This window comes from Streptomyces yongxingensis, assembly GCF_055597465.1.
On sequence record NZ_CM145717.1, the window covers coordinates 2873489 to 2894516 of the forward strand.

General features: G+C 70.8%; 16 protein-coding genes. 10 read left to right on the forward strand and 6 right to left on the reverse strand.

The window, feature by feature from the left end:
* Positions 1 to 90: 90 nt before the first annotated feature.
* Positions 91 to 2376 (reverse strand): protein kinase domain-containing protein, encoded by a 2286-nt coding sequence (locus ACZ6TD_RS12045; protein WP_471353331.1) that lies wholly within the window; start codon positions 2374 to 2376, stop codon positions 91 to 93.
* A 234-nt stretch (positions 2377 to 2610) separates the two neighbouring features.
* On the opposite strand from ACZ6TD_RS12045, the gene ACZ6TD_RS12050 reads away from it, so the two are divergent.
* From ACZ6TD_RS12050 to ACZ6TD_RS12080, 7 genes are all read left to right on the forward strand, one after another.
* Positions 2611 to 3960 (forward strand): ATP-grasp domain-containing protein, encoded by a 1350-nt coding sequence (locus ACZ6TD_RS12050; RefSeq protein WP_471353333.1) that lies wholly within the window; start codon positions 2611 to 2613, stop codon positions 3958 to 3960.
* Positions 3961 to 4103: 143 nt separating this feature from the next.
* The gene (locus ACZ6TD_RS12055) at positions 4104 to 6143 is read left to right on the forward strand and encodes a CocE/NonD family hydrolase (protein ID WP_471353335.1); all 2040 of its coding nucleotides are present in this window, start codon (positions 4104 to 4106) and stop codon (positions 6141 to 6143) included.
* A 112-nt stretch (positions 6144 to 6255) separates the two neighbouring features.
* On the forward strand, positions 6256 to 6909 hold the full coding sequence (locus ACZ6TD_RS12060; RefSeq protein WP_471353336.1) for a HemK2/MTQ2 family protein methyltransferase: 654 nt from the start codon (positions 6256 to 6258) through the stop codon (positions 6907 to 6909).
* A gap of 7 nt (positions 6910 to 6916) precedes the next feature.
* Positions 6917 to 7120: a CDGSH iron-sulfur domain-containing protein gene (locus tag ACZ6TD_RS12065; protein ID WP_471353338.1), complete on the forward strand. Its 204-nt coding sequence runs from the start codon at positions 6917 to 6919 to the stop codon at positions 7118 to 7120.
* A gap of 112 nt (positions 7121 to 7232) precedes the next feature.
* Positions 7233 to 8252 carry a Ppx/GppA family phosphatase gene (locus ACZ6TD_RS12070; RefSeq protein ID WP_471357671.1) on the forward strand — a complete coding sequence of 340 codons (1020 nt, stop codon included), beginning with the start codon at positions 7233 to 7235 and terminating at the stop codon, positions 8250 to 8252.
* 154 nt (positions 8253 to 8406) lie between these two features.
* On the forward strand, positions 8407 to 9324 hold the full coding sequence (locus tag ACZ6TD_RS12075) for a DMT family transporter (protein ID WP_471353340.1): 918 nt from the start codon (positions 8407 to 8409) through the stop codon (positions 9322 to 9324).
* 96 nt (positions 9325 to 9420) lie between these two features.
* On the forward strand, positions 9421 to 11766 hold the full coding sequence (locus tag ACZ6TD_RS12080; protein WP_471353341.1) for a glycoside hydrolase family 65 protein: 2346 nt from the start codon (positions 9421 to 9423) through the stop codon (positions 11764 to 11766).
* A 116-nt stretch (positions 11767 to 11882) separates the two neighbouring features.
* Here ACZ6TD_RS12080 and ACZ6TD_RS12085 read toward each other — a convergent pair whose 3' ends face one another.
* From ACZ6TD_RS12085 to ACZ6TD_RS12105, 5 genes are all read right to left on the reverse strand, one after another.
* On the reverse strand, positions 11883 to 12650 hold the full coding sequence (locus ACZ6TD_RS12085; RefSeq protein WP_471353343.1) for an alpha/beta fold hydrolase: 768 nt from the start codon (positions 12648 to 12650) through the stop codon (positions 11883 to 11885).
* Positions 12650 to 13027 carry a DUF1330 domain-containing protein gene (locus ACZ6TD_RS12090; RefSeq protein WP_471353345.1) on the reverse strand — a complete coding sequence of 126 codons (378 nt, stop codon included), beginning with the start codon at positions 13025 to 13027 and terminating at the stop codon, positions 12650 to 12652. Before ACZ6TD_RS12090 ends, ACZ6TD_RS12085 begins: the two co-directional genes overlap by 1 nt.
* A 122-nt stretch (positions 13028 to 13149) precedes the next feature.
* Positions 13150 to 14619 (reverse strand): sensor histidine kinase, encoded by a 1470-nt coding sequence (locus ACZ6TD_RS12095; RefSeq protein ID WP_471353347.1) that lies wholly within the window; start codon positions 14617 to 14619, stop codon positions 13150 to 13152.
* Positions 14616 to 15371, reverse strand: a complete 756-nt coding sequence (locus ACZ6TD_RS12100) for a response regulator transcription factor (protein WP_471353349.1) — start codon at positions 15369 to 15371, stop codon at positions 14616 to 14618. Before ACZ6TD_RS12100 ends, ACZ6TD_RS12095 begins: the two co-directional genes overlap by 4 nt.
* Before the next feature lie 164 nt (positions 15372 to 15535).
* Positions 15536 to 15937 (reverse strand): PepSY domain-containing protein, encoded by a 402-nt coding sequence (locus tag ACZ6TD_RS12105; protein ID WP_471353351.1) that lies wholly within the window; start codon positions 15935 to 15937, stop codon positions 15536 to 15538.
* Between the two features lie 506 nt (positions 15938 to 16443).
* Here ACZ6TD_RS12105 and ACZ6TD_RS12110 point away from each other — a divergent pair.
* Genes ACZ6TD_RS12110 through ACZ6TD_RS12120 form a run of 3 tightly spaced genes read left to right on the forward strand, consistent with a single transcriptional unit; the run spans position 16444 to position 21022 of the window.
* Positions 16444 to 18036 (forward strand): IucA/IucC family protein, encoded by a 1593-nt coding sequence (locus tag ACZ6TD_RS12110; RefSeq protein WP_471353353.1) that lies wholly within the window; start codon positions 16444 to 16446, stop codon positions 18034 to 18036.
* 56 nt (positions 18037 to 18092) lie between these two features.
* Positions 18093 to 19829 carry an IucA/IucC family protein gene (locus ACZ6TD_RS12115; protein ID WP_471353355.1) on the forward strand — a complete coding sequence of 579 codons (1737 nt, stop codon included), beginning with the start codon at positions 18093 to 18095 and terminating at the stop codon, positions 19827 to 19829.
* Positions 19826 to 21022, forward strand: a complete 1197-nt coding sequence (locus ACZ6TD_RS12120; protein ID WP_471353357.1) for a type III PLP-dependent enzyme — start codon at positions 19826 to 19828, stop codon at positions 21020 to 21022. The genes ACZ6TD_RS12115 and ACZ6TD_RS12120 overlap by 4 nt, the downstream gene beginning before the upstream one ends.
* The last annotated feature ends 6 nt before the right edge of the window (positions 21023 to 21028 follow it).

Consider the following 21028-nt stretch of genomic DNA (forward strand, 5'->3'; position numbering starts at 1 on the left):
GAGGCTGCCCCTGCGTCAGGGTCAACCGCCACGGCGACGATATGCGGCTCCGCCGCGTGGCCCGCCGCAGGCGTCACGATCGGACAGCCCCTAGCGCACCCGGTACGGGTTCTTCCACAGGTACGCCCTGCGGTGCTCGCTGTCGTTGCCCGCGATGAGCCGGCCGTCCCGGCTGAAGACCACCTCCTGGATCTCGTTGGCCTTCCCCTCCGCGCCGGCCGACAGGATGGCGCGTGGTTTACGGGTGGCCACGTTCCACAGCAACAGTCCGTATTCGGAGGGGGTGGCGAGCGTCTTGCCGTCCGGGCTGAACGCCAGGTGGTGGACCTCCGACGCGACAAGGGAGTCGCCGAGGGTGGCTCGCTGACGGCCCGTCTTCACATCCCACAGCCGCACCTTGCCGTCGTAGCTGCCGGTGGCGAGGGTCTTGCCGTCCGGGCTGAAGGCCAGGCTCAGGACTCCTTGCGCGGGCGAGATGGTGACCCGCGGATCGCCCTGGCCGTAAGGTTCCGGATCGCGGTGTGCCACGTCCCACAGCCGCACCGAGTGTTTCGGGGTGAGGTTGCTGCCGGAGTCGTCGCCCGCGGAGGCCAACGTCCGGCCGTCCGGGCTGAAGGCCACGCCCGTGACTTTGGCCTCCTGATCGTAGTAGGCGAGCAGCTCGTCCTTGCGACTGTTGATATCCCGCAAGAACACCGAGCCGGGCCCATTGCCGGTGGCGAACAGCCTGCCATCCGGGCTGAATGCCACCTGCTCGCCGCCTTCGACTCCGTCGAGGAAGCGCATCTGCCGGTGCTCGGCCACGTCCCACATGGTCAGCCAGCCGGTCGTACTGGTGGCGGCGAGAAGCTTGCCGTTGGGGCTGAACGCCACGTCGCGGTTGGCGAACCCGTCATTGCCGACGCTGTCGCGCTGGGTGAAGGTGGCTCCTGGCTTGCGGTCGGCGACATTCCACAGCCGCACCTTGCCCTCGTCGCTTCCGGTGGCGAGCGTCTTGCCATCCGGGCTGAACGCCATCCCCTCGGCCGTCCTGGCCTTCCCGGTGGGGCCGAGGGAGGCTGTGGGTCCGAGCGTGCGATAGGGGGGGCTGGGGCCGCGGTCGGGGGAAGAGCCGGGGAGATAGACGGCGATCAGGACGACGGCGAGGACGAGGATCCCGACTCCGCCGAGCAGGACGGGCAGCCCCGGGGCGGGCGTGGTGAGCGGGTCCGGGACCGGCGGGTTCGGCGAGGTGTCCGGGTCCGGTGGGGTCGCGGGACCGCCGGGCGCGGCGCCCCGTGCCGGGTCGTGCGCGGTCGGAGCGGGCGGCGCCGGTACGGGGGCGGCGGGCCCGGAACCGCGCGGCGACAGTGAGGTGCGCGTCTCGGCGTCGGGCGAGCCGGGAGTGCCCAGCGAGCCCGGGGCGCCCCGCGGGCCGGGTGTCACGCGCTCGGGCCCTGACGGCGACACCACGGTGCGGGTGTGGGCGTCGGCGATGCCCGTCGTGTCGGCCCGGCGGCACGACTCGATGACCTGGGCCGGGGTCGGCCGCCGCTCCGGGGCCTTCTCCAGGCAGCGGGCGGCGATGGCCCGGAGAGGCTCGGGGCAGCCGTCGAGGTCCGGAGCCTGCTCCAGGATGCGGTAGATGACGCTGTGGTCGGAGCCACCGCCGAAGGCGAGCCGTCCGGTGGCGGCGAAACTGGCGATCACGCCGAGGGCGAACACATCACCGGCTTCGGTGACGTCCTGCCCCCTGATGTATTCGGGTGCCATGTAGGCGGGCGTTCCGGTGCGCATCCCGGTGGCGGTCACCGCGGTGACATCCGCGGCCCGGGCGATACCGAAGTCGATGACCTTGGGGCCCTCGGCGGTGAGGATGATGTTGGAGGGTTTCAGGTCACGGTGGATCACATCGGCGGCGTGGATGGACTGCAGGGCCTCGGCCACCCTGGCGATCAGCCCCAGCGCCGCGTCGGCCGACAGCGGCCCGCTCTCGGCGACCGCGTGCTGCAGGGACGGCCCGGGTACGTACGCCGTGGCCAGCCAGGGCTCTTCGGCCCGCAGATCCGCGTCCACCACCGGCACGGTGTAGAGACCCTGGACCCGCCGGGCCGCGGCCACTTCCTGCTCGAAGCGCTTGCGGAACGACGCGTCGCCCGCGTATTCGCGGTGGACGACCTTGACCGCCACCGCGCTGCCGGCCGGCGTACGCCCCAGGTAGACCCGGCCCATTCCCCCCGCGCCCAGCACCGCCTCCAGCCGATACGGCCCGGCCGTGGCGGGATCGGCGGCCCCCAAGGGGCGGTGTGGTGGCGGAGTTGTCGGCCACCCCGGTTGCCGCCCCGCCCCAACGGGTGGAACCGCCAATCGACCATGGTCATGGTCCGGTCGGGACATGCTCCCCGTCACCCCGTCTCTCGCCGTTCGGGCGAGCGACAGCGTAAACGAACCCACCACCCCGTAACAGCTCTCCCCCATACGAAGACGCGACCCGAAGACAGCCACCGGTCCGGCCGCCGCCGCTCCGGTGGCCGCCCTTCTGACCCGCGTCGGATGTCCCATCAGGATTGGCGGCCCGCGAGCGGGTACTCAGGACGCCGGACAATGTCGGAGCAGGGAGGGACCACGCCCGTGGACGAGAAGAACGTCTTTGTGATCGGCCTGGACGAGGCCAATGTGCCCATTCTGGAAAGCGGGCCCGGTGCCGAGCGGTACCGGTTCCACCCCCTGCTCACGGTCGAGGATCTACAGAGCGGCGAGGTGTCCGTGGCGGATCTGATCGCGAAGGCGGAAGGTGTTCTGGATGCCTTTGACGGCAGCATCGACGCGATCGTCGGCTACTGGGACTTCCCGGTGAGCACGCTCGTGCCGATTCTCAGCGAGCGCTACGGCACGCGCAGCACCAGCCTGGAGTCGGTGGTCAAGTGCGAGCACAAGTACTGGAGCCGGCTGGAGCAGCGGAAGGTGATCGAGGAGTGTCCGCGGTTCGGCCGGGTGGATCTGGAGGCGCGGGACCCGCGGCCGCCGGAGGGCGTCCGCTTCCCGATGTGGCTCAAGCCCGCCCTCGCGTACTCCTCGGAGCTGGCCTTCTCCGTCAAGGACGAGGAGGAGTTCCGTACGGCGGTGAGCCGGATCCGTGAGGGCATCGGCCGCGTCGGCAAGCCCTTCGACGCCGTCCTCGAACGGCTTGAGCTCCCGCCGGAGATGGCGGGTGTGGGCGGTCAGGTGTGCCTCGCGGAGGAGGCGCTGAGCGGGGTGCAGGTCGCCGTGGAGGGATACGTCCACCAGGGCGAGGTCACCGTCTACGGCGTGCTGGACTCCATCGACTACCCCGACAGCCCGTCCTTTCTGCGCCACCAGTACCCCTCCGCGCTGCCCGAGCCCGTGATCCGGCGGCTGCATGACGTCTCGCGGCGGGTGATGCGGCAGATCGGCACGGAGGGGGCGACGTTCAGCATCGAGTACTTCTACGACGCCGCGACGGACGAGATCAATCTCCTGGAGATCAACCCCCGGCACTCCCAGTCGCACGCCGAGCTCTTCGCCTACGTCGACGGGGTGCCCAACCACCACTGCATGCTCAGCCTCGCCCTCGGCGAGGACCCCGCCCTGCCGTACCGCGAGGGCCCCTACGCCATGGCCGCCAAGTGGTACTACCGGTGGTTCGCCGACGGTGTGGTCCATGACACCCCCGTCGACGAGGAGATCGAGCGCATCGAGCGGGAGATCCCGGGCGTACGGATCGAGGTGGTGCCCGAGGAGGGACAGCGGCTGTCGCAGATGGAGCAGCAGGACAGCTACAGCTTCGAACTCGCCCACATCTTCACCGGCGGGGACGGCGAGGAGGACCTGCGCGAGAAGTACGACCGTTGTGTCGCCGCCCTGAACCTCCTCTTCGACGCCACCGCCCCGGGCGCCCGGCGGGATCAGCGGGAGGAGCGGACGGAACCGGAGCAGGAGACGCGGGTGCGGCACGGCTGAGCCCCGACCGCCCGCGGACGCGACCGGCGCCACGGACACCGCCGGTGTGCCGGTCGCGTCCGTGGGAACCCGTGCACCCCTGTCACCAGGGCGGCCACCAAGGCCCCGCCAAGGCCGCCACCAGGGAAGGAGCATGTCGGCCTATGCGCCTCGTGAGCAATCTGCCGTGCGCCACGAAGGACGAGGAACACATCACGATCCCCATGTCCGACGGCGTTCGCCTGTCGGCGCGCATCTGGCGTCCCACGTCCTCGGACGAGGAGCCGGTGCCCGCGGTGCTGGAGTACATCCCCTACCGCAAACGGGATCTGACCTCCGTGCGCGACTCCATCCACCACCCCTACATCGCCGGTCACGGCTACGCGTGTGTCCGCGTCGACCTGCGGGGCACCGGCGAGTCGGAGGGGGTGCTGACGGACGAATACCTGGGGCAGGAGCAGGCGGACGCCGAGGAGATCCTGGCGTGGCTGGCCGACCAGCCCTGGTGCGACGGCGCCACCGGCATGATGGGCATCTCCTGGGGCGCCTTCGCCGCCCTCCAGGTGGCCGCGCGGCGGCCACCGAGCCTGCGCGCCATCGTCATCGCCTCCTTCACCGACGACCGGTACGCCGATGACATGCACTACATGGGCGGTGCGCTGCTGTCCGACAACCTCGCCGAGGCGGGCACCATGTTCGCCTACGCCACCTGTCCGCCGGACCCGGCGGTGGTCGGCGAGCGCTGGCGCGGGATGTGGCACGAGCGGCTGGAGAACGCCCGCCCCTGGGTCGTGGAGTGGCTGCGCCACCAGCGCCGCGACGACTACTGGCGGCATGCCTCGGTGTGCGAGGACTACCAGGCCGTGCGGTGCCCCGTGCTGGCCTCCAGCGGCTGGGCGGACGGCTACTCCAACGCCGTGACCCGGCTGCTCGGCAATCTGGACGTACCGCGCAAGGGCCTGATCGGGCCGTGGTCGCACAAGTACCCGCACCTGGGCGAGCCGGGCCCGGCCATCGGCTACCTCCAGGAGGTGGTGCGGTGGTGGGACCACTGGCTGAAGGGCGTGGACAACGGCGTCATGGACGGGCCCATGCTGTGGACGTGGATGCAGGACAGCGTGCCACCGTCCACCGCCTACGAGGAGCGGCCCGGCCGCTGGATCGCCGAGCCCCGGTGGCCCTCCCCCAACGTCGAGCCGGTGGTGCACCCGCTCACCGGATACCGCATCGCCGACCCCGGTGACACACCTCCCGGCCAGGAGCCGCGGGGCGAGCCGCTGACCGTCCAATCGCCGCTGTCGGTCGGCCAGTTCGCGGGCAAGTGGGCCTCGTACAACGCGCCTCCGGACCTGCCGTACGACCAGCGGGAGGAGGACGGCGGTTCGCTGGTGTTCCAGACCGATCCGCTCACCGAGCGGGTCGAGATCCTCGGCTCCCCCTCCGTCGAACTGGAGCTGTCGGCCAGTGAACCGGTCGCCTTGGTCGCCGCCCGGCTCTCCGACGTGGCTCCGGACGGCCGCGCCACCCGGGTCACCTACGGTCTGCTCAACATCGCCCACCGCGAGACCATCGGCGACCCCGAGCCCCTGGAGCCCGGCCGGCGCTGCCGCGCCCGGGTGCGGCTCAACGGCGTGGCCCAGGCGTTCCCGCCCGGCCACCGCATCCGGCTGTCGCTGTCCACCTCGTACTGGCCGCTCGCCTGGCCCCCGCCCCGGCCGGCGCTGCTGACCGTGCACGAGGCCGGCAGCGCCCTCACGCTGCCGCTGCGCCGGGCGTCCGCGGGCGAGGACCGGCCCCAGCGCCCGTTCGGGGAGCCGGAGGGCACGCCGCCCGCCGCCACCACCCCGATCACCCCCCGCGAGGAGCGCTGGGACGTCAAGCGCGACCTGGTGGGCTACCGGTCCGAGCTGGAGATCGTCAAGGACGCGGGCACCCTGCGCTTCGACGACATCGGGCTGGATGTCGGCCGCCGGGCGTACGAGCGCTATACGGCGGTCGCGGACGACTTCACCTCGGTCGGTGGCGAGTCGACCTGGACCATGCGATTCCACCGCGACGACTGGGATGTGCGGGTGGTGACGAGCACGGTGCTGCACTCCAGCGAAACGGAGTTCTTCGTGGACGCCACGCTGGACGGCTACGAGGGCGACCGGCGGGTCTTCTCGCGCACCTGGAACGAGACGCTGCCCCGGGACTGCCTGTGACTCTTCTCGGGCCACGTCCTCTCCTGAGGCCGCATCCTCTCCTGAGGCCGCGTCCTGCACGCGCACCACATCGCCCGCGCACGGCACGGCTCGCCGGGGGTACTCGCCACTGATGGTGTTCAAGACGCCTCCAGGTGTGTACGCGCCGCAGGACGACACATGGCTGCTGGCCGAGGCCCTGCTGCGGGAGGACATCACGGCCGACACGGCGGTGCTGGACGTGGGGACCGGCAGCGGGGCCCTGGCCCTCGTCGCGGCCAGGCGCGGTGCGGCCCAGGTGACCGCGGTCGATGTCTCACCGCTCGCCGTGGGCGCCACATGGCTGCGCGCCCGCCTCAAAGGGCTGCCGGTGCGTGTCCTCCAGGGCGATCTGCTGACACCGGTCGCCGACCGCGGGTTCGATCTCATCGTGGCCAATCCGCCGTATGTGCCGGTGGCGGGGCGGCGGATCCGCCGGGGCCGTGGGGTGGCCTGGCGGGCCGGTGCCGACGGGCGGGCGGTGGTCGACCGGATCTGCCGCGACGCGCCACCGCTGCTGCGTCCGGGCGGTGTGCTGCTCCTGGTGCACTCGGCGCTGTGCGACCCGGATCGTACGGTGGAGGAGTTGGCGGGGACGGGGCTGCGGGCGGCCGTGACCAACCGCCGCACGATCCCCTTCGGGCCGGTGCTGCGCGAGCAGGCCCCCTGGCTGGAGGCCCATGGGCTGATCGCCCCGGGCGAGACGAAGGAAGAGCTGGTGGTGATCCGTGCCGAACGACAGATGTGATCACGCGGTGAGCGTGCGGATGGGGACCGACGGCCCGATGCTGATCGAGGGGCCGGTCGAGGTCACCCTGCCCGATGGCAGCGTGGTGCGCTCCGACCGCTTCACGGCGGCCGTGTGCCTGTGCGGCCGCAGCGCGCGCTACCCGTGGTGCGACACCAGCCACCGCCGCGGACCGCCGAGGTCACGGCGCGGAGCGAGCTCGGAGGAGTAGCCGCGGAGCGGGCCCCGGAGCGGGAACGGGCATCGCGGAACACCGCCGGATCTCCGGACAGCGCGGCGATCATCCGACGTCTGGAATATGTCAGGTGGGGCACTCATCACGGATGCGCTGTGGAGTGCTCGACATCGGATCCCGTACCGTCCATCTCAAGATCGCCGACCTTTTCCCCGGTGGCCCCCCGGAGCCGGTGACCTCGTGGAAACAGCCGGTCCGCCTGGCCGACGCGACCGATCGCCAGGGGGTGATCCCGCGCGCGGCGATCCGGTCCCTGGTCGGCGCCGTCACCGCGAGTGCCGCGGCCGCGTCCGCCCACCACGTCGACCACCTGATCCCCTTCGCCACCTCGGCGGTGCGGGACGCGACCAACCGGGACGCGGTGCTCGACGAGATCGAAGCCGCCACCGGTATCCGCGTGGGTTTCATGAGCGGCGAGGACGAGGCACGGCTGACGTTCAGGGCGGTGCGCGGCTGGTTCGGCTGGTCGGCGGGGCGGATCCTGCTCCTCGACATCGGCGGTGGCTCCCTGGAGATCGCCTGCGGGACCGGGGCGGACCCCGCTCTCGCCATCTCCCTGCCGCTGGGAGCCGACCGGCTCACCCGCCACCATCTGCCCGATGCCACACCGGTGAAGAAGCGGGACGTCAAGGCGTTGCGCCGGCACGTACGCTCCGTCCTCGGCCAGGGCACTGCCGAACTGCGCGCACAGCCGGCACCCCTCTCCTGCGTCGCCACGTCCAGGACGTTCACCCAGCTTGCCCGCCTCGCCGGAACGCCGCGGCCCGGCAACGGTCTGCCCGCGGTCCACACTCTCAGCCGAAAAGAGCTGGTGCCCTGGGTGTCACGGCTCGCGGTCAAAACGGACGGGCAGCGAGCGAAGCTGCGCGGAATCTCTGCCTCCAGGGCGCATCAATGCCTGGCCGGTGCCATCGTCGCGGAGGCGGCCATGGACGTCATGGCGGTGAAACGACTCACCATCTGCCCATGGGCCTTGCGCGAGGGTGTTCTGCTCGACCATCTCTCCCGTCTCGAGGGCAAACGTCCGGAGTTCATGACCGCCATTGGATCCTCCTGTGGCCAACCGAAATCCCTGGAACTCGGCCCGCGCTTGTCACGGACGACATGACCTGTCACAGCGCCCCTACGGCGCTTGGCCTCCGCCGGTTGTCGGCGGAGGCCATCGCCGCCCGCGATCCGCGCCCTCCCCCAGGGGGCGTAACCTGGCCGGAGGGCCCAGGGAGCGCACCGCGACGAAGAAGCGCGGGCCCGGGAGTGGTCCCATGGTGACAATTCTGCTGTCGATCATGTTCGCCCTGCTCGCGGCCGGCAGCAACGCACTCGGAACGGTATTGCAGCGGCGCGCGGCACTCACCGTTCCCGCGTCACGGTCATTGCGCCTCGGGCTGATCCGCGACCTCATGCACACTCCCGTCTGGTTCGGCGGAATGCTCGGCGTCATCTTCGCCGCCCTCTTTCAAGCGCTCGCTCTGGCCACCGGATCACTGGCCGCCGTCCAACCCGTCTTCATTCTTGAACTCCCCCTCGCCCTGGTGATCGGAGGAATGGTCTTTCACGTCGGGCTGTCACGGAAGGCATGGCTCTGCGTGGCCTGCATCGTCGCCGGACTGGCTCTGGTCCTCCTCTCGCTGGCCCCCACCGGAGGGCGGGAACAGGTGCCCGGGATGTGGTGGCTGCCCGCGCTCGCGGTCACCGGAGGGATCGGTGCCGCCCTCGTGCTCACCGGTCTGCGGCGCCCCGCCGGTCTGACGCGGGCGGCCTCCCTCGCGGCGGCGGCGGCCATCGGAAACGCCGTCACCGCGGCATTGGTGAAGTCGGCCATGAACATTCTCTCCGCTCGGGGCGCCGTGGCGTTCTTCACCGCATGGCAGACGTACAGCTTCGCGGCCGTTGGCGCCTTTTCGCTGTTCCTGCTCGGCGTGGCCATGCAAGGGGGCCCGCTCATCGGCTCACAGCCCGCTTTGACGCTGGGCGATGCCTCGGTGAGTTTCTGTCTCGGTGTGACGCTCTACGGAGAGCAGCCCCGCGCCGGATTCTGGCTCGTACCGGCACTGATGGGACTGGGTGTGCTCCTCTACGGAATCTTCGGGCTGTCCCACACTCGCTGCCTCGCCCAGTGCCTCGACCGGAGCCGGGATGAGCTCGATGCCATGGGGCAGCCGGCCGCGGCGCGCGGCTGAGATCGCCGGTAGAATCGTCAATACGGCGAAGTTGGGCATCCCGGGCACAGCGCGCGGCGTGGCATCGGACCTCTACGAGCTGCTGGAGGGTCGCAAGTGATCAGCCACCATGCCTACGCCGTCGAGCCGTGGTGTCTGCGCGAGACCGAGCTCAACCTGGACGTACTGGCCCAGAGCGAATCCGTCTTCTCGGTGTCCAACGGGCATGTCGGCTGGCGCGGCAACCTCGACGAGGGCGAGCCGCACGCCCTGCCCGGCAGCTATCTCAACGGTGTGCACGAGCAGCATCCGCTGCCGTACGCGGAGGGCGGTTACGGATTTCCCGAGTCCGGCCAGACGGTCATCAACGTCACCAACGGCAAGCTCATCCGGCTGCTGGTCGACGACGAACCGTTCGACCTGCGCTACGGGCGGTTGCGCTCCCATGAGCGGGTGCTCGATCTGCGCACCGGACTGCTCCACCGCGTCTGCGAGTGGACCTCGCCGGTCGGCAAGACGGTCCGGGTGCGCTCCACCAGGATGATCTCCTTCAGCCAGCGCGCCATCGCCGCGGTCGCCTACGAGGTGGAGCCGCTGGACGACCGGACGAACGTGGTCGTGCAGTCGGAGCTCGTCGCCAATGAGCAACTGCCCACGCTCGGCGGCGATCCCCGGGTCGGCGCCGCCCTGGAGTCATGCCTGCTGCCCGAGGAGAACTTCGCGCTCGACCTGCGGCTGCGCCTGGTGCACCGTACGGCGGCGAGCGGGCAGCGGGTCGCGGCCGCGGCCGACCATGTGGTGCGGGGCCCCGGATCCACCCGTACCTCCGGCGAGAGCACCGATGACGTGGGCCGCGTGACCGTCACCGCCGTGCTCGACCCCGGCGAGCGGCTGCGGATCGAGAAGTTCGTCGCGTACGGCTGGTCCGGATTCCGCTCGCTGCCGGCCGTCCGGGACCAGGTCGAGGCCGCGCTCAGCGGTGCGCGCAACACCGGCTGGCAGGGCCTGGTCGACCAGCAACGCGAGTTCCTCGACGGCTTCTGGCGCCACTCCGACATCGAGGTCGACGGCGACGCGGAGATCCAGCAGGCCGTGCGCTTCGCCCTCTTCCACGTCCTGCAGGCGGGCACCCGGGCCGAACAGCGGGCGATCCCGGCCAAGGGCCTGACCGGCTCCGGCTACGACGGACACGCCTTCTGGGACACCGAGGCGTTCGTGCTGCCACTGCTCACCTACGCCTCGCCGAACTGCGTCGCCGAGGCCCTGCACTGGCGGCAGAACACTCTGCCCGCGGCGCGGGAGCGCGCCCGGCAGCTCGGACTGCGGGGCGCCGCCTTCCCGTGGCGCACGATCGACGGCGCGGAGTGCTCCGGCTACTGGCCGGCCGGGACCGCGGCCTTCCACATCAACGCGGACATCGCCGCGGCCGTCGTGCGCTACGTCCGGGCCTCCGGCGACACCGACTTCGAGCGGCGGACCGGGGTGGAACTGCTGGTGGAGACGGCCCGGCTGTGGCATTCCCTCGGCCATCACGACTCCGGGGGCCGCTTCCACATCCACGGCGTCACCGGCCCCGACGAGTACAGCGCGCTCGCGAACGACAACGCGTACACCAACCTCATGGCCCGGGCGAATCTACGGGCCGCCGCCGACGCGGCCGACCGCCACGCGGCGGAGGCCACGGCGCTCGGTGTCGACGATGCGGAGACCGCCGCATGGCGTGACGCGGCCGAGGCGATGTCCGTGCCGTACCTCGACGCGCTGGGCCTCCACGAGCAGTCGGCGGGCTACACCGCGCTCGACGTATGGGACTTCAAGGGCACGCCACCCGAGCACTATCCGCTGATGCTGCACTTCCCGTACTTCGACCTGTACCGGAAACAGGTGGTCAAACAGGCGGACCTGGTGCTGGCGATGTTCCTGTGCGGTGACGCCTTCGAACGCGACCAGAAGGCGCGGAACTTCGCCTACTACGAGCCGCTGACCGTCCGGGACTCCTCACTGTCGGCCTGTGTGCAGTGTGTGATGGCCGCCGAAGTGGGCCATCTGCGCCTCGCCTACGACTACTTGGGCGAAGCCGCGCTGATGGACCTGGCCGACCTGGAGAAGAACACCCGCGACGGCCTGCACATCGCCTCGCTGGCAGGCACCTGGATCGGGCTGGTCGCCGGTTTCGGCGGCCTGCGCGACTACGGGGACGTCCCGTACTTCGCGCCCCGGCTTCCCGAGAGTCTCCACCGGCTGGCCTTCTCGCTGCGGATCCGGCGGAGCTGTCTGCGGGTCGACATCACGCGTCAGCAGGTCACCTACGCGTTGCGGCAGGGCGACCCCGTCCGGATCAGCCACGGCGGCGAGGTCATCACCCTCGCCGAGGACGCCCCGCAGACCCGCCCCCTCGAACCGCCCACCGCCCTCCCCGAGCCCGCCCAGCCACCGGGCAGACGGCCGGCACCACGCCACTGACGCCCGACGCCGAAAGACTTCGTGCAGACTGATCCACCGGCCGGGCGGGCTCCGCCCGGCCGGTGGCCAGGAAGCCGGACAGTGCCCTCGTATGCGCGGCATCCACGTCTGTGCGGCTACCCGTGGTCCAGCGACGCCCAGAAGCGGGTGAGAACCTCGGCACCGCGGCGCGGATCATGCGTCATCCACCAGTGGCCCAGCCCGTCGAGGACCTCCACCCGGGCACCGGCCCGGCGCGCGGCGCGGCGTCGCTGCTCGACGGTCCCGACCACGTGGTCCTCGGTGGCGAGCAGCACGAGCCCCGGCCGCCGGGCCGCGTTCTCCAGGTCCCGGCCGAGTTCGTCCATCACCGGTCGGGTGGCGGAGCCGTAGAGCGCGATCACGGCCCGGCCCATCGCCTCGTCCTGGCCCTGGGCGACCCGCTCGGCCACCGCCTCGCCCATCCCCCGCTCGACGAGCGTCGCGATCCGCCGCTCGAGGGGCGCGCCGAAGCGTGCGGCCACATCGGCCTCTCCGACTCCCGGTGTCTGCCATCGCTGGGCGAGCTCATGCCAGACGTAGTCGGGCTCGTAGACCGCGATCGTGTCGCTGGCCCAGCTGCGTACGAGGTCCGGGCGGCTCATCACCGCGTTGAGGACGTGTCCGCCGCCCCAGTCGTGGCCCACCAGGTCGACGGGCTCGGCGAAGCGCGTCAGCTCGCCGATCAGCCAGTCGCGATACTCCCCGACGGTCGCCCCGAACCCGGCCGGCAGCGGCGCGCCGAACCCGGGCGGGGACAGCCGGACCAGGCCGGCCGGAGCCGCGCCGGCGGCCTCCAGTTCGGCGAGCAGGAGGTCCCAGACGGCCGCCGTCTCGGGATTGCCGTGCACGAAGACCGCGGGCATCAGATCACTCCCCCCTGGAGCGGCACGGTTGGCTGCAGAACCGATTCCACCAGCGCCTCGGCTCGGAGATGGGCCACCGCCCGATAGTCGGGGTCACGGGCCATGTCGGCGAACGCCTGGCGGCTGGGATAGCGCACCAGGAGCACCGTGTCCCATGCCTGCCCGTCTTCGGCGACCAAGGCACGGCCGCCGTCCCCCAGGTACTCCACCCGCAATCCGTACCGCCCGTGGATCTCCGAGCCCAGCGCGTCCATGTAGCGCTGGTAGCTCTCGCGGCCACCGTCCGGACGGAACCGCAGCAGGTTCAGCATCACCACGGGGCCACCGGGGTCCTCGGCCAGCAGCGCATCGAGGGCCCGCTCATCCATCTCGATCATCAAAAACCTCCCTCAGGATGAGGAGCATCGTATTAACTTGTTGAACGACACGCAAGTTAGTTGCTCCTGCCAGGGCCCGGCCGACAGGGCCAAGTGCCCCGTCGTCCGTGGCCCCGGAGATCTCAGCCCATCCGCGCGGGTGGTGTGGCATCGTGCCGGGCGCGCGCGGCGGTGCGTGGGCGGCGGGCGGACGGTGGGCGGCGGGTGTCGGCGGGTTTGAGGCGGACGACGGCGTCCAGGCCGCCGCCGGGCGCGGCGTCCAGGGTGACGTCGCCGCCGGCGGCGCGGGTGAGCTGCTGGACTATGGGCAGGCCCAGTCCGGTGCCGTCGTGGTAGGCGTCCGCGGCGCGCCAGAAGCGGTCGAACGCGCGTTGCCGTTCGCTCTCGCTCATGCCGGGGCCTTGGTCGATCACGTGCAGTGCGACGTTCGCCGGGGCGCGGGGATCCTCGCCCACCGGGGTTTTCGCGAGGGTGATGACGGATCCGGGGGGTGAGATCCGCAGTGCGTTGGAGAGCAGGTTGTCGATGATCTGTTCCAGGGCGCCGGGGATCGCCCACACCTGGCCGATGTGCGGGCCGGAGACCGCGATGTCGACGAGGTGTTCGGCGGCGAAGGCGGTCCACATGGCCGCTCGGTCGGCGACGACGGTGTCCAGGTCGGTGGGTTCGGGGGTGGTGGCGGAGTTCTCCAGCCGTGCGAGGGCGAGCAGCCCTTGCACCATGCGGCCGAGCCGTTCCACTTCGCCGACGGCCTCGTCGAGGCTGCCCTGGGCGCGGGGATCGAGGTAAGGCTCGAAGTTCTCCAGCCGCAGACGCAGTGAGGTCAGTGGCGTCTTCAGTTGGTGGGACGCTTCGGAGGCGAACGCCTCCTGGGCGCGCAGCAGATGCTGCAGACGGGAGGCGGTGTGGGTGAAGGAGGAGGCGAGCTGCCGGAGCTCGGGTGGGCCGAGGTCGGTGGCGGGCGGATCCGTGAGGGTGCCGTTGGCGAGTTGGGTGGTGGCACGCTCCAGGGCCCTGACCGGGCGGGTGATCCAGCGGGAGAGGGCGAAGGCGATCACCGTGACGGTTGCCAGCACACCGACCCCGACGGCGATCAGCACCAGCCACGCGTCACGGATCTTCTCGGTCAGCCCGTCCAGAGGATAGGTGACGCGCACGACACAGCGGACCGTGGTGCCGGAGCTTCCCGGCATGGTGGCGACGAATGCCTCGCCGCCCAGGACCGGGTCCTGCCGGGTGCCGGTGGTGGATCTGTTGCGCAGTGCGGTGGCGATGTCGGGCTCTCCGGAGAGGTCCGTGCCGGTGGCGACGGTGTTGCGGGAGTCCGTCAGCACCTTCCCCGTGCTGTCGACGACGATCACGTGGCTGCTGGTGCGGCCGGCGAAACCGGCCACCACTTGCGGGACGTCGGAAGCCGCCTCCTCCTCGACCTTCTCCTCCAAGACCTCGGCGAGCATCACCGCGCCCTGCTGGCCGCTGTTGCCGAACCTCGATGTTTCCCCGCGGGCGTACACGTAGCCGAACGGCACTTCGAGGCAGAGCAGCACCAGCAGTATGAGGCTGAGGTAGCTCAGGAGGAGGCGGCGTGTCATCGGGCGTTTCCCAGGTACTCGGAAGAGCTGGGGTCGGACGCTTCCGGGGGCGGGGTGAGGCGATAGCCGATGCCGCGGATGTTGTCGATCCAGGAGGAGTCGCCCAGTTTGCGGCGCAGTGCGGCGACGTGGACGTCGAGGGTTTTGGTGGGGCCGAAGTAGTTGGGTTCCCAGACGGTGTCGAGGATCTGCTGGCGGGAGCAGACAGCGCCGGGGTCCTGCGCGAGGTAGGCCAGCAGGTCGAACTCCTTGGGCGCCAGGGCCACCGGCGCCTGGTGGAGGGTCACCTGGCGGGCACGACGGTCGATGATCAGCGGGCCCAGACATTGGACTCCGCCGGCCCCACCCGTCCCGGATCCGTGCGCAGCGCCTGGTGCCTCCTGGTCGGCCTCTGGGGCGGTGGGCCGGGCGCGCCGGGTGACGGCACGGATGCGGGCGACCAGTTCTCTCACGCCGAACGGCTTCGAGAGGTAGTCATCCGCGCCGAGTTCCAGGCCGAGTACCCGGTCGACCTCGTCGCTCCTGGCAGTGATCATGATGATGGGGACGTGCGAGCGGAGTCTGAGGGCCCGGCAGACGTCGATGCCGTCCATATCGGGCAGTCCCAGGTCCAGCAGCACCATCTCTGACGGGTCGGCGGCCAGTCCGTCGGCGCCGGTACGGGCGTGGTGCACGGTGAACCCGAAGCGGTTCAGCCCTTCCACCACCGGTCCGGCCACTCGGTCGTCGTCCTCGATGAGCAAGACACGCATGTCGACAGGTTCACAGACTTCAGGTCTGCCGGGTGGCGAAATCACCGGAACCTCTCACGAATGGATGTCAGCGATACGGGATCCGTTGGACACGGCGGGGCGGGGCCGTCGATCGGTCAGCCGGTAGCTGTCGGCCGACGGCCCGCGAGATCTCCCGAGCTGCTTCAGCCCTCGTTCTCCTCGGTGCCTTCCTCCTTGGTCTTGACCACCTTGAAGCTCTTGTCGAGGTAGACCTCTATGGCCGTACCGTCGGACTTCCGCACCTCGACCGCGTAGAGACCGGGGTTCTCCTGGTCCTCCTCCGACTTCAGGACGGTGCCGGGGTGTGCGGCCAGGGCCGCCTTCTCGGCCTTTTCCTTGATGGCGCCGGTCAGCGGCGGCTCCTTCTTCTCACCGGCTTCGCCACCGGCCGCGCCGCCCTCGGCCGCCCCGGCGTCGGCCGGGGCGGAGACAGTGGCCGCCGTGTCCTTCGCGTCATCCTTGGAGTCCGAACCGCCGCAGGCAGCGAGCGAGAACATCAGGGCGACGGCCGGGATGGCGACAAGAGCGCGGATCTTGGCATTCATAAAGTCCTCCAGGAAAGGCGTGCGGTCGTTACCGAACTGGCGAGCCGACCGCCGCGGTTCGGTGTCTGTTGACGCCAAAACCTTAGAACCGGCCACTACAGCACATGACCAGCGTTGTGACAGCGTGGAGTTAGGACTCTGATAAGAATCTTCGACGCCTACCGCCGGTTCGTTTACTCACCCAGCGGACGGCGAACGGCCATCATGGCTGTCAGCGGCCCTGACACACCCCTCGCCGGCTTTCAGGTCCTCCGCCGCAGACGGCAGATCGACTCAAACGCTTGATGGTTCTTGCTTCGCCGCTGTGTGTGCACTGGATCGTCATTTACCCCGCCTCCCGTAATGTCGATGACAGCACGGGAAACCCGCGGAATTCGTATGCGCCGCTCATCAGGACAAGAAGCCCCTCTCCGGGAATTCCCCGGTTATCACCACCGCGTGTCGGCGCCGACCACAACGGTTTCCCCGGCTCCCTCCTTTCTCCTCCGCTCAACCGGACGGTGCCCATGTCACAAACGACGATCGACGAACTACGGCTGATTCGCCCCGACCTGATCGAGCCGTTCACCGTTCACCTCCCGGGTGCCCGGGCGACGGTGCTCGGCCGACTCTGGGGAGCCTTCTCCCGCGACCCCGTTCCGGGTATCACCGGCCGACGGCACGAGGCGGACACCGTGGTCATCACCCTGGAGAACGGAACCCGGCTCACCGCCCCGTCATCCGTCGCCGACCGGTTCGCCACCGTCCCGGAGGACTTCACCGTGACCGGCCCCGACGGGCCGATCACCGAACCGGCCCGTCTCCTCGGGGCACTGGGGCGGCACACCGCGTCAGTGGAGCGGCTGGCCGCCGAACTCGACAACAGCGTGGCCAACCTCGCCCTCGCCCGCGCCGCGAACGCCGACCCCACCACGCGGGCCATCGGCGATTCGGCCGACGCCGAGCAGGCTGTGATCGACGGCCATCCGCAGCACCCGTGCTGCCGTACCCGCACCGGTCTGTCCGTGGCCGAGGTGCTCGCCTACGCGCCCGAACACCATCCGAGGGTCGAGCTGGCCCTGCTCGCGGTCCCCGCGAGCCGCTGGCAGGGCACCGGGGACTGGCCGCCCGAGCTGCGCGATGGCGACACGTTCCTGATGCCGCTCCACCCCTGGCAGCGCGACCACATCGCGGCTCGTCACACCGACCTGACGGTGACGGCGGACCGTACGATCGCGGCCCGGCCGCTGCTGTCCATGCGGACGTTTCAGCCGCGGGACGCCTTACCGGGCTGTCACATCAAGACGGCCCTGGATGTGCAGGTCACCAACTACCGGCGCACCATCTCCCCGGCCGAGGTCGCCGACGGCCCACCGCTGTCCGAATTGGTCTCGGCGGTCGTGGACAAGGCCGGGTACGGCGAGAGCCTGCGAGTGCTGCGCGAACTCGCGGGCGGCACCGTACGTGTGAACGGTGAACCGTCGCCGAACCTGGCGGCGATGGTCCGCGAGTCCAGCGAACGCCACCTCGGGCCCGGCGAGATCGCCGTACCGCTCACCGCTGTGCACGCCACCGGGGCCGCCGTCGTGGCAGGAGACCCGGTGCGCTGGCTGGCGGACTTCGCCGGGCTCGTCCTTCCCCCGGCCCTCACGCTGCTGTCGATGGGCGTGGCGCTGGAGGCCCACGGCCAGAACACCCTCGTCGCCCTGCGGGACGGGCGGCCGGTACGGGTGCTCTACCGCGACCTGGACGGGGTCCGGATCCACCCCGGCAGGCTGGCCGCACACGGTTTCACCCTGCCCCCACTGGCCGGCAGCCGGGCCGGAGACGACGAGAACGCCCTGCGCACGAAGCTGTTCGGGGGCCTGCTCAGTGGTGTCTTCAGCGAACTGGTGGACGTCCTGTCCCGTACCCGCGGCGCCGATCCCGAGGACCTGTGGGCGGCGGTGGCGAAAGTGGGCCGACGCGTCTACGACGAGCTGCCCTCCACCACCGGCGACGCCGCGGTCTTCTTCGGCGACACGCTGCCGTTGAAGGCGACCATCGCCATGCGGCTGGCCGACAACCCCGGTACGGCGCAGTGGATCCCCGTCCCCAACCCGATGGCCCGCCCCTGCTGACCCCCGTGATCCCCCAACACCCCCTCGCCCCGACGCACGCACTGGAGCCGCACCGCATGCCCGTCCCCAGTACCACCACGTCCGCCGCGCCGACCGGCCGTCATGCCCTGGCCGCGGACGACGTCACCGCGCACACCCTGCTCAACTGCCTCATCCGCGAGGTGTCAGCACCCGAACGCCAGGTCACCGTCGACCAGGACACCCTGCTGCTGCGGCTGCCCCGCCGCGACATCCTGCTGCGCGTTCCGCTGCGCCGCGTCTCGCTGATCGGAGCGCACCGGTTCGCCGGCCCCGTCCAGCGGTACGACGGCACCACCTGGACCACCGTGAGCTGGCGCGAGCTGGCCGGCTACATCCAGGACGAGCTGGAGCTGCGCACCGGGGTCACCAATGAGGAATTCCTGGAGCAGGTCACCGACAGCCGCGAGACCATCCGCGCCGTGCTGGAACAGCGTGCCGTGCTGGAACAGCGTGCCGGCCGGACTCCGCCGACGGACCCGTACCTGGAGTCGGAGCAGTCCCTGGTCTTCGGCCACCGTTTCCACCCCACACCCAAGGCCCGCACCGGCGAGCCGGAGGACTGGCTGGAATACGGTCCGGAGACCGGCACCCGCTTCCCGCTGCGCCACCTGGCCGTCCGCCGCCACCTCGTACGCGAAGAAGGCGATCCGCAGCTGCTGGACGCCCTGCACCGGGCGTCGGACCGCCCCGGCTTCGTCACCCTTCCCGTGCACCCCTGGCAGTACCGGCTGCTGAGCGGCCACCCCGGGCTGCGCGCGGCCATCGCCGCCGGGGACATCGTCGACACCGGCACCGCCGGCCCCGATTTCGCGCCCACCGCATCGGTGCGCACCCTGTACCAGCCGGAGGCCGACACGTTCCTGAAGTTCAGCCTGAACGTGCGCCTGACCAACTGCGTACGCAAGAACGCCGACTACGAGCTGTCCGGCGCCGTCGCCCTCAACCACCTGCTGGGGCCGCTCTTCAGCCGGATCAGCGACGACCACCCGGGGTGCGCGCTGCTCGCCGAGCCCGGCTACCGCACCATCGCCCTCGGCGACGACACCGCCCTGCTGGAGGGCTTCGGCGTCATCGTACGGACCGGCCTGCGCGGCCATCTCCAGCCAGGGGTGACTCCGTTACTCGCGGCCGCGGTCGCGGACGAACACCCCACCAGCGCCGCCCACGTCTCCCACCTGCTCGCCCGCGGCGCCGGCGACGCCCTCGCCTGGTGGGACGCCTACCTCGGCCTGCTGCTCCCGCCCGTGCTGACCGCCTACTTCGCCCATGGCGTGGTCCTGGAACCGCATCTCCAGAACGTTCTCGTCGGAGTCCGCGACGACGGCACCCCGGCCCAGATGCTCTTCCGCGACCTGGAAGGCACCAAGCTCCTGCCCGACCACCACCGCCAGGCGCTCACCGACCTGCCCGAGGACGTCCGCGGCCCGCTCACCTACGACGCCGAACGGGGCTGGAACCGCGTCGCCTACTGCCTGCTGGTCAACCACACCGCCGAAGTCCTCGCCGCTCTCGCCGACACCGACCCCACCCTCGAGCCCGCCCTGTGGGGACTGGTCCACGACCACCTCGAAACCTACGCGCGCTCCGCGGGCGACCCGCCCCGGCTGCGCGCCCTGCTGTCGGGCGTACCGCTCCCGGCCAAGGCCAACCTTCTGCTGCGCTGGTCCCGCCAGGCCGACCGGCACGCCGGGTATGTTCCCCTGCCGAGCCCGCTCGGCGTCGGCTTCCCCCGCAAGGTGACCCGCGACGCGACCCCGGAGGCGACCCGATGAGGGACGAAGTCGTGCGCCACATCGGCGCTCTGGCCGACGAGAACCTGCCCGCCTACGTCTACGACCTGCATGCCTTACGCGAGCACGCCCGTGCCATCCGCGCCGCGCTGCCCAAGCGCGTGGAACTGCTGTACGCGGCCAAGGCCAACTCCGACCCCAGGCTGCTGAGCGTGCTGGGTGACCACGTCGACGGCTTCGAAGTCGCCTCCGGTGGAGAACTACGCCACGTTCGCGGGCTCTTCCCTGACACACCGATCGCGTTCGGCGGCCCCGGCAAAACCCCCCGTGAACTCGCCCAGGCTCTGGACACGGGTGTGGAACGGCTGCACATCGAGAGCGAGCAGGAACTGCGCCTGCTCACCACCCTGCTGGCTGACCGCACCGTGGACATCCTGCTGCGAGTCAACCTGCCCATCGCCCTCGGCCCGGTGGCACTCGCCATGGGAGGACGGCCCAGCCCCTTCGGCCTGGACCCGGCCGACCTCGACCGATGCCTGACGATCATCGCCGCCGAGCGGCGGATCCGGCTGCGCGGCATCCACGTCCACCTCGCCAGCGGCCTGGACGCCACCGCCCACCTCGCCCTGGCCGACGACGTCCTTTCCCGGGCCCGCGACTGGGCACACGCCCACCGCGTCGAACTGGCCGAGGTCAACATCGGCGGCGGCATGGGCGTCGACTACGCCCGCCCGGACCAGAAATTCGACTGGCCTGCCTTCGGCGCCGGGCTGCGCCGGCTCCTGGCCCGCCACCCCGGATTGACCGTGCGGATCGAACCCGGCCGCTCGGTCACCGTCTACTGCGGCTGGTACGTCACCCAGGTCCTCGACCTCAAGCGCAGCCACGGCCAGGCGTTCGCCGTCCTGCGCGGCGGAACCCACCATCTGCGCACCCCTGCCACCAAGCAGCACGACCAGCCGTTCCGGATCCTCCCCGCCGATGCGTGGAACCGGGCCTGGGACCGGCCGGAGGCTCACAGCGAGCCCGTCACCCTGGTCGGGCAACTGTGCACCCCCAAGGATGTTTTGGCACAGCGCGTCCCCGTCGATCGTCTGCGCGCCGGTGACCGGATCGCGTTCGCCATGGCCGGCGCCTACGCCTGGAACATCTCCCACCACGAGTTCCTCATGCATCCCGCCCCGTCCTTCCATCACCTGGACCGCGCGCCGGTGCCCACCACCTCCCCCGCGTAGAAGACC